The following is a 12579-nucleotide window of genomic DNA, read 5'->3' as shown; positions in this document are numbered from 1 at the left end:
GGGCAGTCCCAGCGTCTGCGTGATGTTCGGCACCGACTTCACGACCTTGTTATAGAAGGAGCCGTCGGGCGCCTTCATCACCTCGGTGATGTAGGTGGTGCCGACGCCGTTGCGGTTGGCGTCGATCCTGACTTCGCCGGCCGGGCCCTTGAAGCTGGTCTTCTGCAGCGCTTCGCGGTAGGCCTTCTGGCCGTTCGAGAGGTCGCCCTTGACCGCATCGAGGCCGTCGAGCGCGGCCTTGGTGTTGATGTAGTACAGGTAGGCGAACAGCGACGGGCTCGGGAAGCCGTCCTTGAAGGTGGCCTTGTAGTCGGCCACGAACTTCTTCCACTCGGGCGTGTCGATCGAGTCGGCCATCGGGCCGGCCGAGGCGGTGCCGAGCAGCGATTCGCGCCGCTTGCCTTTGAAGTTCAGCACCGTCTGGTCGACCGTGATCGAGCCGCCGACCATCGGCTTGTCGCCGCCGGCCTGCTCGTACTGGGTCAGGAAGTTGACCGCGTCGGAGCCGCCCAGCACCACCACCAGCGCATCGACGTCCTTCGGGATCTTGGCGATCACCGAGGCGTAGTCCTTGGTGCCCAGCGGCACCCAGGCCTTGTCGACCACCTTGCCGCCCTTGGCGCAATAGCTGGCCATGAAGCCCTGGACCTGCGAGTACGGGAAGCCGTAGTCCTCGGCGATCAGGAAGGTCTTCTTGTAGCCCTTCGAGAGCGCATGCTCGCCCAGACCGACCATCCACTGCGCGCCCTCGGTGTTGAAGCGGTAGAAGTTCGGCGCCGGGTCCGAAAGCGTCGTCGCCTGCGCGCCGGACGAGCCGTTGATGAAGGTGATGTTTGGCTGCGTCTTCGCGTAGTTCTTGACCGCGATGCCTTCGTCGCCCGACAGCGGGCCGATCATGATCTGCACCTTGTCCTGCTCGACCGCCTTGCGCGTGGCATTGACCGCCTTGTCCGGCGTGGCGTCGGACGAGACCTTGACGAACTCGATCTTCTTGCCCCCGGCCGTGCCGTTCCTCTCCTTCAGCGCAAGATCCGCGCCGCGCATGCTGTCCTGGCCGGGCGCCGCGAACGGGCCCTCCAGCGTCGCCAGCAGGCCGATCTTCAAGGTCTCCTGGGCCTGCGCCAGGGCGCCCATCGCGACCAGCGCCGCGCCAGCTAGGATGCTGCGCCCGAACATTCTGTTGCCTCTGCTCATGTCTCGCTCCTTCTTGTCATCGATGAATGCGGCCAAGGCCGCGGGGGGTGAAAGAGGCGCCCAGACGGTGGTGCAGGCTCTGCCAGAGCCCGAGCAGGCCGTCGGGGGAAAACAGCACGATCGCGAGGAAGACGCCGCCGATCACGAGATTGAAGCGTTCGCGGTCGACCAGGTCGATCGCGAAGTTCTGCAGCAGCACGAAGACGATGGCGCCGACGAAGGCGCCGATCGGGTGCTTCATGCCACCGAGCACGGCGATGATGAGGATGTTGATCATCGCGCCGGTGCCGACCGTGCCGGGTGAGATGCGGCCGTTGTACCAGACCATCAGCACGCCGCCGATCGCGGCCAGGAAGCCGGCCACCGCATAGGCGGCGACCCGGTGGGCGGTGACGTTGTAGCCCAGCGCCTGCATCCGGCGCGGGTTGTCGCGAATGCCCTGCAGCGCTATGCCGAACGGCGCCCGCACCAGGTGCTTGACGAAGAAGTAGCCGCCCAGCGCACAGGCCAGCACCAGGAAGTAGAAGGGCATCGGCTCGTGCAGGTCGAGCTCGAGGACGGTCGGCGGCGCGATGCGGCTGAAGCCCTGGAAGCCGTTGAAGAGGGTGTAATTCTGCTGCGCCAGGTAGAAGAAGGCCACGCCCACCGCGAGCGTGATCATGATCGTGTAGATGCCCTCAGTGCGCACCGACAGCCAGCCGATGCCCGCCGCCACGACGGTCGCCAGCGACACGGCGACGACCAGTGCCAGCCACCAGGGCCAGCCCAGGCTGATCGCGATGTTGCTGCTGCTGCCGAAGATCGCCAGCATGTAGGCCGCGAAGCCGGCGACCGTCATCTGCGCCAGCGACACCATGCCGCCATAGCCGCCGAGGAAGGTCAGTGACAGCGCGATCAGGCCGAGCGCCAGCGACTGGGCGCCGATCTGGAAGGTGAAGAAGGGCGTGGCGAAGAAGGGATAGGCCAGCACGAACACCAGCACCAGCAGGTGGCGCAGCTTGACGGCGCGCAGCGCGGAGCGCCACCAGGGCGACACCGCCGCCTGCGCTTCGAAGCGGCCGGCGGGTGCCGAAGGGTGCGGCAGCACTGTGGCGCGCGAATCACGCCCTCCGCGCGCCGCCGCCGTCGCAGAACCATTCATGGCCCGCCGCCAGCGCGCCGCGCTCATGTATTCTTCCCCATCAGGCCGCGCGGCTTGAAGGCCAGCGCCACCACCATGATCACGAAGGTGAAGACCACGCTGTAGGTCGGCGCGTAGGCCAGGCCGAACTGCTCGGCCAAGCCGATTAGCAGGGCGCCGATCGCGGCGCCCACCACGCTGCCCATGCCGCCGACAATGACCACCACCAGCGAGGCCAGCAGGTAGCGGATGTCCTCGCCGGGCGAGATCGACAGCGCGGTGCCGCCGACTACGCCGGCCAGCCCCGCGAGCCCCGCGCCGATCGCGAAGGTCAGCGCGAAGACCCGCTGCACATTGACGCCCGAAGCGGCCAGCATCGCACGGTCGTCGACGCCGGCGCGGATCATCATGCCGATTCGCGTACGCGCCAGCAGCAGCCAGAGTCCGACGCCGATCACGATCGAGGCCAGCAGCACGAACAGCCGATAGGTTGGGAACTTGGCGACCAGGGGCAGGGTGGTCGAGCCGTAGATCCAGGCCGGCGGGTCGAAGGTGTAGATCTCGGCGCCCCAGATCCAGAGCATCAGGTCGGCCAGCACGATCGACAGGCCGATCGTGACCAGCGTCTGCCGCAGGTCCTGGCCCTGCATGTGGCGGAAAACCAGCAGCTGCATCAGCAGGCCCATCACCGCGGCGGCGAGGAAGCCGGCGACGACCGCCAGCACCCAGGAGCCGGTGCGCTCGCCGACGAACCAGCCGATGTAGGCGCCGAACAGGTAGAGCGAGCCGTGCGCGAGATTGACGTTGCGCATCAGGCCGAAGACCAACGTGAAGCCGCTGGCGACCAGGAAGTACAGCGACGCCAGCGTCATGCCGTTGAGCAGGGTCTTGAAGAACAGCGTGGCGTTGTCGGCGATCGCCCAGACCACGAAGACGGTGATCGGAAGGCCGAACAGCAACCAGAGGCCAGCGCTTTTTTTGCTCACGCGGCACGCTCCCAGGCCCGCTGCGACGCGATCTCGGGCGCCTTGGCAAACTCGCCGTCCTTCATCACCGCAAGAATGCGCTTCGGGTCGCGCAGGATCGACAGGTTGGCCAGCGGATCGCCGTCGACCAGCAGCAGGTCGGCTAGGTAGCCGTCCTTGATGYAGCCGAGCTCGTCGGGGCGCATCATGATCTGGCCGCCGTACAGCGTGGTCGAGCGGATCGCCTCCATCGGCGTGAAGCCCAGGTACTTGACGAAGAACTCGAGGTCGCGTGCGTTCTGGCAGTGCGGCGTAAAGGCGAATCCGTAGTCGCCGCCCGGCAGCACGCGGATGCCGCGCTTGTGCATCTTCGAGAGCGACACGATCGCGGCTTCCCATTCGGTCTCGTAGCCCATCCCGACCGCCATCTCGTGCGTGATGCCGTAGGGCTCGGCCTCGTACAGCATGGCGTAGAGGATCGCGATGCCGGGCGCCACGAAGACCCGGTCCTTGGCGGCCTCGAGCATGTCGAGCGCCTCGTTGTCGACGAAGCTGGCGTGATAGATCAGGTCGATGCCGTGCCGCAGCGCCTGCTTGACACTCTCCGACGAACGCGCATGGGCGATGCCGCGCTTGCCGCGCACCTTGACCTCGCGCATCGCGGCAGCGACCTCTTCGTCGGTCATCCACGTGGTCTCGGCCGGCGACTGCGGCGTGAAGTTGTCGCCCGACAGATTGACCTTGATGGAATCGACGCCGTACTTGAGGAACAGGCGCACCGCCTTGCGCATCTCCTCGGGGCCCGAGATGTTGACGCCGAAGCTGAACTCGGGGAAGGGCAGGTGCGGCAGGGTCTCGTCGCCAAGGCCGCCGAGCACCGTGATCTCCTGGCTGGCCGCGAGGTAGCGCGGGCCGGGGATCTGGCCGGCGTTGATCGCGTTGCGGATCACGACATCGAGCCGCGGCTTGGCGCAGGCGGCGCCGACGCAAGAGGTGAAGCCGGCCTCGAGGTAGCGCCGGGCCACCTTGGCGCACCACAGCACGTGCTCCTCGAGCGGCAGGGTCTGGATCTCGGCCAGCGTGGCGGCGTCGTTCCACGAGAAGTGCGTGTGGGCCTCGCACATGCCGGGCATCAAGGTGGCGCCGGCGCCGTCGATCACGGTGGCGCCGCCGGGCGCGATCGGCGCCGTGCTGCGGCCGACCTGGCGGATCCGGTTGCCGCGCACCAGCACGCTGCCGCTGTAGGGGTTCTGCCCCGTGCCATCGAGGATGCGGACGTTGGTGAAGACGACATCGGCCATGCGGTTCTCCTAGGTGGTCCAGCGCGTGGTGCGCGCCGAGCGCAGCGGCGGGGCGCGATGGAACTCGCCATCCTTCATGACGGCCATGATGCGGGCCTTGTCCTGCAGCACCGTGATGTCGGCCAGCGGATCGCCGTCGATCAGCAGGATGTCGGCAAGGTAGCCTTCGCGGATGTAGCCGAGCACCTTGCCCATGCGCATCATCGGGCCGCCCCAGGCGGTGGCCGACAGCAGCGCCTCCATGGTGCTCATGCCGACGTACTTGACGAAGTACTCGAGGTCCTTGGCGTTGGTGCCGTGCGGCGTCCAGGCGAAGCCGTAGTCGCCGCCCGGCAGGATGCGGACACCGCGCCGGCGCAGCGCGCGCATGCTCTCGATCGCCGCCTCGAGCTCGCGGTGGTAGCCCATCTTCCGGGTCACCTCCTCGGTGAGGCCCCATCGGCTCGCGTGGTGGCAGGTGTTGATGAGCCAGGCCAGGCCCGGCGCGATGAAGTGCTCGGTCTTGTGGGCCTCGAGCATGTCGAGCGCCTCGCTGTCGGTGAAGCTGGCGTGGTAGATGACCTCGATGCCCTGCTTCACGCACTGCTTGATCGACCAGGTGGAGCGCGCATGCGCGGCCACCCGCTTGCCCCAGGCCTTGGCCTCCTGCACGCAGACCGTGATCTCTTCCTCGGTGAACTGGCTCATCTCGCTCGGCATGCCGGTGATCGACTCGCCCGAGAGATTGATCTTCACGGAGTCGACCCCGTACTTGGCGAACATGCGCACGCAGCGGCGCATCTCCTCGGCGCCGGAGACGATCGCGCCGAAGGCGAACTCGGGCTGCGGCAGGTGCGGCCGGGTAGTGTCGCCGAGACCGCCGGGCACAGTAATCTCTTGGCTGGCCGCGAGATAGCGCGGGYCGACGATGGTGCCGTCGTTGATCGCGTTGCGGATCACGACGTCGAGCCGCGGCTTTGCGGTGGCGGCGCCGACGCAGCTGGTCCAGCCCATGTCGAGGTAGCGTTTAGCGACCTCGGCGCACCACAGGATGTGCTCTTCGGGCGGCATGCGCTGGATGGCGTCGAGGCTGGGCTGGTCGTTCCACGAGAAGTGCGTGTGGGCCTCGACCATGCCGGGCATCAGGAAGGCGCCGGCGCCGTCGATCACTTGCGCACCCGTCACCGGCGCCGCGCGCGCGGCGTAGCCGGTCTTGACGACGCGTGCGATGCGGTTGCCTTGGACCAGCACGTCGCCGTTGAAAGGCGCCTCGCCGCCGCCGTCGAAGATCCGCACGTTGGTGAACATCACGTCGGCCATGTCAATGCCTGCCCGGCCCCCCGAAGGGCATTGAGCGCCCCCTCGGGGGGCAGCGATACACGAAGTGATGAGCGTGGGGACGTTTCATTTCAGACTCCTTGCGTGCGCGGCGAGGAATTCGCGCAGCTCGCGCTGGCATTCCTCGGGCCGCTCTATCGGGGTCCAGTGGCCGCAGCGCGGCAGCACCACGACGCGCGTGCTGGCGGCGCGGTGCAGCCGCTCGGCCAGCGCGCGCACAGCCTGCGGCGGCGCCACGCCGTCCTCGTCGCCGGTCACCAGCAGCACCGGCGCCTCGATCTGCTCGACCGCGGCGGCCGGCGCAGCGGCTAGTGCCTCGCAGCTGCGCGCATAGGCCTCGCCGTCCTGCCGCATCAGGCTCTCACGCACGTAGGCCACGGCCACGGGCAGCCGCTGGCGCGTATCGGAGGAGATCGCGCCCTGGAGCAGTGCCTGTGTGATCTCGTGCATGCCGGCGGCACCTTCGCGCGCCCTGGCCGCACGCGCGGTCATCGCGGCGCGGGCCGCATCGGGCGGCGCGATCAGCGGGCCGAACAGAGTCAGGCTCGCCACCCGCCTGAGGTGCGACGCGGCGATGTGCTGGCAGACAATGGTGCCCATCGAGTGGCCGACCCAATGGGCCCGCGCCACCTTGAGGCGCTCGCAGACCTCGAGCAGCGTCTCGACATAGCGGTCGATCGACAGCGCGCCCTCGGCCCGCTGCGAGCGGCCGCTGCCCGGCAGGTCGACGCGGATCACCCGGTGCCGTGCCATCGCGGGCAACAGCGGCGTGTAGGTGTTGGAGCTGCCGCCAAGGCCGTGCACGCAGATGACGGCCGGGCCTTCGCCTTCCTCTTCCACCGCTATGCGGTCGATCAGCTGGAAGCCCATGGCTTACTCGAAGCGATTCTCGATGACGCCGACGCCATCGATCTCGATGCGCACCACGTCGCCGGAGTGCAGCCACTGCGGCGGCTTCAGGCCCATGCCGACCCCCGAGGGCGTGCCGGTGGCGATGACGTCGCCCGGATACAGCGTGATGCCGCGCGAGCAGGTCTCGATCAGGGTCGGGATATCGAAGATCATGTCGCGCGTCTGGCCGTCCTGGCGCAGCGCGCCGTTGACCCAGCCGCGCACGCGTGTCGCGCGGCCGTCGATCTCGTCGGCGGTCACGATCCAAGGGCCCATCGGGCAGAAGGTGTCGAAGCTCTTGCCCAGGTCCCATTGCTGGTGGCGCATCTGCACGTCGCGCGCCGTGACGTCGTTGACCACCGTGTAGCCGTACACATGGTCCATCGCATGGGCCGCCAGGATGTCGTGTCCGCCGCGGCCGATGACCACCGCGAGTTCGGATTCGTAGTCGATCTGGATCGAGGCGGCGGGGGAGGGCAGGCGCACCACATCGTGCGGTCCGACGACGCATTCGCCGAGCTTGCCGAAGACGATCGGCCAGGGGTCGGTTTCGGGCATCGCGGCGCGAAACACCGAGCCGGCCAGCTCGGCCGCATGAGCGCGGTAGTTGCGTCCGACGCAGAACAGGCTGCGCAGCGGGCGCGGCAGCGGCGCACGCAACGTGATCACTTCGACCGGCAGCCGCGTGCCCGAAGGCTGCGGCAGTGACTCGCCGCGTGCCATCGCCTGGATCAGCGGCAAGGTCCCGAGCGATGGGTCGCGCACGCCCAGGGGCGTGGCCTCCCGCCCGTCCGGCGAGATCGTGCCCACGTGGTCGCGTCCACCCCAACTCCAGCTGGCCAAGCGCATCGACTTTGTCTCCATATCGCCCCGGGGTCCGGCCGGTGTGCACCGGCGGCCTCGAAGTCTCGGAAGTCATGAATGAGACTTGCGTCTCAAATCGGGATCGCTGCATCATACGATCCGGCAACTGCTGATCACAATACTTTCCGAGGCCTTCGACGCCCCGTACAAACCCGATGGCGAGACTCAAACACAAGCTGAGCGAACCCCCGATCCCTCCCGAGCGCGGGGTCAAGGCGGCCACTTTCCGGCTGCTGCTCGACACCGCCATGACCATCATCCAGGAGAGCGGCCACATCCCCTCGGTGGCCGAGGCGGCGGCCCGGTCGAAGGTGTCGCGGGCCACCGCCTACCGCTATTTCCCGAGCCGCAGCGCTCTGGTCACCGCGGTGATCGACAGCTCGCTGGGGCCGGTGCGCAAGCTGGCGTCCGCCAACCCGAACGGCCGCGACCGCGTGCATGAGCTGTTCCTGCAGACATTCCCGCGCTTCAAGGAATTCGAGGCGCAGCTGCGCGCCGCCGCCCAGCTCTCGCTCGAGCAGTGGGGGCTCGAGCGCGCCGGGCTGCTGGAGGAAGAACCCTACCGGCGCGGCCACCGCGTGCGCATCCTCGAGCATGCGATCGAGCCGCTGGCGCCCCTGATGAGCCCGGCCGTGCGCGACCGGCTGCATCACGCGCTGTCGGTGGTCTACGGCATCGAGCCCTACGTGATCCTAAAGGACATCTGGGGCCTCGGCGATCGGGAGGTCGAACGCACGGCGCTGTGGATGGCCGATGCCCTGATCGATGCCGCGCTGCGCGACGCCGAGCAGAAGCCGGTCCGCAGGCGCCCGCCCAAGCCGCAGGGTGCCAAGGCGGCCGCGCCGGCCGTCAAGCGCGGCTGAAGTCGGGAAAGGACAAACGCATGCCGCGTCGCTCGCCCGCTTGGTTCGATGCCCAGTACAACAGCCGCGCCCGCATCCCCGGGCATCCAGCGATCCTGCAGCACTGGGCCGACGCCTCCGCGCGCGCACTGGCCCGGCCCGGCTGGGTGCTCGACCAGCCCTATGGCAGCGACGCCAGCGAGCGGCTCGACATCCTGCCGCCGCCGAGCACCCGGGCGCCGGTGCTGGTCTACATCCACGGCGGCTACTGGCGCGCGCTCGACAAGCGCGACCAGGCCTTCGTGGCGCCAGCCTTCGTCGACGCCGGCGCGATGGGGGTGCAGCTCAACTACACGCTGTGTCCGGCCGTCCGCATCGAGCACATCGCGCTGCAGCTGACGCGGGCACTGGCCTGGGTCTGGCGCAACGCGGCCGCGCACGGTGGCGACCCCGATCGCATCGTCGTCGCCGGCCATTCCGCCGGTGGCCACCTGGCGACGATGCTGCTGGCCTGCGACTGGCAGGCGGTGGCCGCGGACCTGCCCGCCGACCTCGTGAAGTCGGCGCTGTCGATCTCGGGCCTGTACGCGCTGGAGCCCCTTCGGCATGCGCCCTTCCTGGCCGCCGATATCGGCCTCAGCGCAGCCTCTGCCCGCCGCCTCAGTCCGGCGCTGTGGCCGGCGCCCGCGCGGGGGGCGCTCGCGACCGTGGCCGGCGGCGACGAAAGCGAGGAGTTCCTGCGGCAGGCCGGGCTCATCGCCCGCGCCTGGGGGCCGGGCGTGGTCGTGGCCACCGAGACCGTGGCGGGGCGCAACCACATGGACGTGCTGCACGAACTGGTCGACCCGCATGCGGGCACGCATCGGCTGGCACTGCAACTGCTCGGAATCCCTTGCTCCTCTGGCGGCTGAAGGCCGCGTCGGCCTATCATCCGGCGCGGTCCGGATTCGATTGCACGACGCAGCAACGTAACCACGGAGACAAGCCATGAAGTCCACCATGATGCCGGTGCAACTCAGCACCAACATGATCCTCGAGCGCGCCGGAACCTACTTCGCCGACCGCGGCGTGCTGGGACGGCTGCCCGACAAGTCGACTTACCGCCGCAGCTACGGCGAGATCCGGCGCCGCGCTCGGCAGCTCGCGCAGGCCTTGCGCGGCAAGGCAGGCGTCGCGCGGGGCGAGGCGGTCGCGACGATGAGTTGGAACCATGCCTGGCACCTCGAGTGCTACTTCGGCATCCCGGCCGCGGGGGCGGTGCTCCACACCCTCAACTTGCGGCTCTCGCCCGAGGACATCGCCTACATCATGGACGACGCCGGCGACGGGGTGCTGGTCGTCGACGACGTGCTGCTGCCGATCTGGGAACGCGTGTCGCCCTTGCTCAAGCAGCAGCCGCGCGTCATCGTCGTGCCCTTCGGCGGTGCGCCGCTGCCCGCGGGCATGCAGGGCTACGAGGACTTCATCGAGGGCGATGCCGCCGACTACCGGTACCCCGAGCAGGACGAGAACGAGGCCGTAGGCATGTGCTACACCTCCGGCACCACCGGCCGCCCAAAGGGCGTGGTGTACTCGCACCGCTCGATGGTGCTGCATGCCATCACCGGCTGCATCCCCGACCTGTTCGCGCTGTCGGTGCGCGACGAGGTGATGATGGTCACGCCGATGTTCCATGCCAATGCCTGGGCCGTGCCCTTCTCGGCCATGATGGTCGGCGCCGGCCAGATCCTGCCCGGGCCGCATCTCGGCGGCGAGGACCTGCTCGATCTCATGGAGGAAGGGCAGGCCACGATGGCGCTCGGCGTGCCGACCATCTGGATGATGATCTGGCAGTCGCTCACCAACCCGACGCGCGAACGCAAGCTCGTGAAAGGCATGCGGATGCTGGTCGGTGGCGCGGCGGTTCCTACATCGATGATCGCCAACTTCGCGCAGCACGACATGCGCATCGTGCAGGGCTGGGGCATGACCGAGACCTCGCCGCTGGGCAGCGTGCCGGTCATCCGGCCCGAGCACCTCGCGCTGCCGCCGGAAGGGCAGCATGCGGTGCGCGCGATGCAGGGCATCGCGACGCCGCTGGTCGAGATGCGCATCGTCGACGAAGCCGAGGGCGTGCAGCCCTGGGACGGCAAGTCCGCGGGCGAAGTCCAGGTCCGCGGGCCGTGGGTCACGGGGTCCTACCATGCGACGCCGAACGATCCGGGCAAGTTCACCGCCGACGGCTGGCTGCGCACCGGTGACATCGGGACCATCGACCCGAAGGGCTACATGCACCTGGTCGACCGCAGCAAGGACATGATCAAGTCGGGCGGCGAATGGATCAGCTCGGTCGAGCTCGAGAACCTGGCCATGGGCCATCCCGCGGTCGCCGAGGCCGCGGTGGTCGCGATCCCGCATCCGAAGTGGGGCGAGCGGCCGCTGGTGGTGGTGGTGCGGCGTCCGGGCGCCGAACTCGATGCGGCGGGACTGCGCGAATTCCTGCGGCCGAAGCTGGCCCGCTTCCAGTTGCCCGACGACTTCGAGTGGGTCGAGGCGATCCCCAAGACCGCGACCGGCAAGTTCCTGAAGACGCGGCTGCGCGAGATGTATCGCGACAGGGTGTCGCAGTCGCCGGACTGAGGACACGGTTGCAGGGCAACCACACGGTCAACGCCGGCGCAGGCAACACCTACATCTCGTGGGGAGGGGCAACAACGAGATCACTGCCGGCGCGGGCAACGACGCCATCTCCGGCCTTGGCTCCGCGCCGGCATCGCGCGGCGCACCCCTTGCTGCCGTTATCACTGTTCGCCCGGCCGGCCTATGCGGCAGTGAGCTTCATCGGGCTCACGACCGGGATCGCGCTCTACACCGCGGTGGCTGCTGGCCTGCCGGTGGCTGCCGCAGGGAGGAAGAGCACGCGCGATGAACGAACAGGGGCTTCAGCTCACTCCGGATAGAGCCGGGCCGTGAGCGTGGCGCTGGCTTTGCGCAGCGCCGGCAGAAAGGCATCCCGCAACTCGATGAGCTCCATCCGCTCGGCGCGAACCGCGATGCTCATGCCGGCCACCGTCGCGCCGCCGCGGTCGAACACCGGCACCGCCATCGAGCGCACCCCCAGTTCGAGTTCACCGTCGTTGCCGGCGTAGCCCTCGTCGCGGCAGCGGGCGATCAAGGCCAGCACCGCATCGGCTTGGAACACCGTGCGCGGCGTCAGGCCGCGGCGCGGCATCGCGCGCACGCGCCGCTCGGCCTCGTCGACCGGCAGGCTGGCCAGCAACACGCGCCCGAGCGCCGAGCAGTACGCCGGCAGCCTCGATCCGATCCCCAGGCCGGTGCTGAGGCTGCGCCGCGCCGTCGAGCGCGCGATGATGATCGCGTCGTCCTCCAGCAGCGTCCCGAGCGATGCGGATTCGCGCGTACGCTCCGACAGCGCGTCGAGCAGCGGCTGCGCCAGCGACGGCGTGGGCCGCGACGCCAGGTAGGCATGCGCGACCAGCAAGACCTTCGGCAACAGCCAGAAGCGCTTGCCGTCGCTCTCCAGGTAGCCCAAGGCGCGCAGGGTCAGCAGCGAGCGCCGGGCCGAGGCCGGCGAGCCGCCGGTCAGCCGCGCCACCTCGGACACGGTGAGGCGGTTGTGCTGGCGCCCAAAACAGGTCAGGACCTCCATCCCCTTTTGCAGTGAGGCCACGAAGTTCTTGTCCACCGGCTCGGGGGTGGACGTCGCATTGACGGGTTTTTTGCGCATAGCGCAAATCTAGCTTGTTTACCTTGCGCTGAGTCAAGACACTGCAGTTCCCCCGATGAACGACTGACACGGAGATCCTGAGACATGTTCAAACCCTTCGCCCGGCGCCTTGGCGCGGCCTGCCTGGCCGCCGCCTTCCTGGCCGGCGCCGCAGCGGCACAGCCCGGCAAGCCCTTGAGAATCGTGGTTCCCTTCCCGGCCGGCGGCACCGCCGACATCCTTCCGCGCGTCGTCGCCGCGAAGCTGCGCGACAGCTTTCCGGCCGGCGTCGTGATCGAGAACCGCACCGGCGCCGGCGGCAACATCGGCGCCGAGTCGGTCTTTAACGCCCCGCCCGACGGCGAGACGCTGTTGGCGT

At 68.7% G+C, this 12579-nt stretch carries 13 protein-coding genes; 5 read left to right on the top strand and 8 right to left on the bottom strand.

The genetic code is table 11. The annotated features are described in order from the left end of the window. The 7 genes from AC1DY5_RS22220 to AC1DY5_RS22190 form a co-directional block, all read right to left on the bottom strand. On the bottom strand, nucleotides 1-1194 hold a 1194-nt coding region (locus AC1DY5_RS22220; RefSeq protein WP_478114825.1), incomplete at its 3' end, for an ABC transporter substrate-binding protein. A 16-nt stretch (nucleotides 1195-1210) separates the two neighbouring features. After that, a complete protein-coding gene (locus AC1DY5_RS22215; RefSeq protein ID WP_478114823.1) occupies nucleotides 1211-2335 on the bottom strand; it encodes a branched-chain amino acid ABC transporter permease in 1125 nt (374 codons plus the stop codon). Between the two features lie 23 nt (nucleotides 2336-2358). Next, a complete protein-coding gene (locus tag AC1DY5_RS22210; RefSeq protein WP_478114821.1) occupies nucleotides 2359-3300 on the bottom strand; it encodes a branched-chain amino acid ABC transporter permease in 942 nt (313 codons plus the stop codon). Further along, nucleotides 3297-4580, bottom strand: coding sequence for a metal-dependent hydrolase family protein (locus tag AC1DY5_RS22205; RefSeq protein WP_478114819.1), 1284 nt, complete (start codon nucleotides 4578-4580; stop codon nucleotides 3297-3299). The genes AC1DY5_RS22210 and AC1DY5_RS22205 overlap by 4 nt, the downstream gene beginning before the upstream one ends. Before the next feature lie 9 nt (nucleotides 4581-4589). Next, nucleotides 4590-5879 carry a metal-dependent hydrolase family protein gene (locus AC1DY5_RS22200; protein ID WP_478114817.1) on the bottom strand — a complete coding sequence of 430 codons (1290 nt, stop codon included), beginning with the start codon at nucleotides 5877-5879 and terminating at the stop codon, nucleotides 4590-4592. A gap of 84 nt (nucleotides 5880-5963) precedes the next feature. Further along, complete coding sequence (locus tag AC1DY5_RS22195) at nucleotides 5964-6767, bottom strand: alpha/beta fold hydrolase (RefSeq protein WP_478114815.1); 804 nt, start codon at nucleotides 6765-6767, stop codon at nucleotides 5964-5966. 3 nt (nucleotides 6768-6770) lie between these two features. Continuing rightward, nucleotides 6771-7637: a fumarylacetoacetate hydrolase family protein gene (locus tag AC1DY5_RS22190; RefSeq protein WP_478114814.1), complete on the bottom strand. Its 867-nt coding sequence runs from the start codon at nucleotides 7635-7637 to the stop codon at nucleotides 6771-6773. A 170-nt stretch (nucleotides 7638-7807) separates the two neighbouring features. On the opposite strand from AC1DY5_RS22190, the gene AC1DY5_RS22185 reads away from it, so the two are divergent. The 4 genes from AC1DY5_RS22185 (at nucleotide 7808) to AC1DY5_RS22170 (ending at nucleotide 11433) form a co-directional block, all read left to right on the top strand. Continuing rightward, nucleotides 7808-8515 carry a TetR/AcrR family transcriptional regulator gene (locus AC1DY5_RS22185; protein ID WP_478114812.1) on the top strand — a complete coding sequence of 236 codons (708 nt, stop codon included), beginning with the start codon at nucleotides 7808-7810 and terminating at the stop codon, nucleotides 8513-8515. A 20-nt stretch (nucleotides 8516-8535) separates the two neighbouring features. Continuing rightward, complete coding sequence (locus AC1DY5_RS22180; RefSeq protein ID WP_478114810.1) at nucleotides 8536-9405, top strand: alpha/beta hydrolase; 870 nt, start codon at nucleotides 8536-8538, stop codon at nucleotides 9403-9405. 76 nt (nucleotides 9406-9481) lie between these two features. After that, nucleotides 9482-11113 (top strand): long-chain fatty acid--CoA ligase, encoded by a 1632-nt coding sequence (locus tag AC1DY5_RS22175; protein WP_478114809.1) that lies wholly within the window; start codon nucleotides 9482-9484, stop codon nucleotides 11111-11113. A gap of 149 nt (nucleotides 11114-11262) precedes the next feature. After that, the gene (locus AC1DY5_RS22170; protein ID WP_478114808.1) at nucleotides 11263-11433 is read left to right on the top strand and encodes a hypothetical protein; all 171 of its coding nucleotides are present in this window, start codon (nucleotides 11263-11265) and stop codon (nucleotides 11431-11433) included. Here the strand turns inward: AC1DY5_RS22170 and AC1DY5_RS22165 are convergent. Beyond that, nucleotides 11421-12221, bottom strand: a complete 801-nt coding sequence (locus AC1DY5_RS22165; RefSeq protein WP_478114807.1) for an IclR family transcriptional regulator domain-containing protein — start codon at nucleotides 12219-12221, stop codon at nucleotides 11421-11423. The genes AC1DY5_RS22170 and AC1DY5_RS22165 overlap by 13 nt on opposite strands. 84 nt (nucleotides 12222-12305) lie before the next feature. Between AC1DY5_RS22165 and AC1DY5_RS22160 the strand changes: the two genes are divergently transcribed. Then, the coding region (locus tag AC1DY5_RS22160; protein ID WP_478114805.1) for a tripartite tricarboxylate transporter substrate-binding protein at nucleotides 12306-12579 on the top strand (274 nt) is incomplete at its 3' end.

The organism is Variovorax sp. P4_D9, from assembly GCF_056401695.1.
The sequence above is the reverse complement of the archived record's forward strand: the minus strand, read 5'-3'. Positions and strand labels throughout refer to the sequence as shown.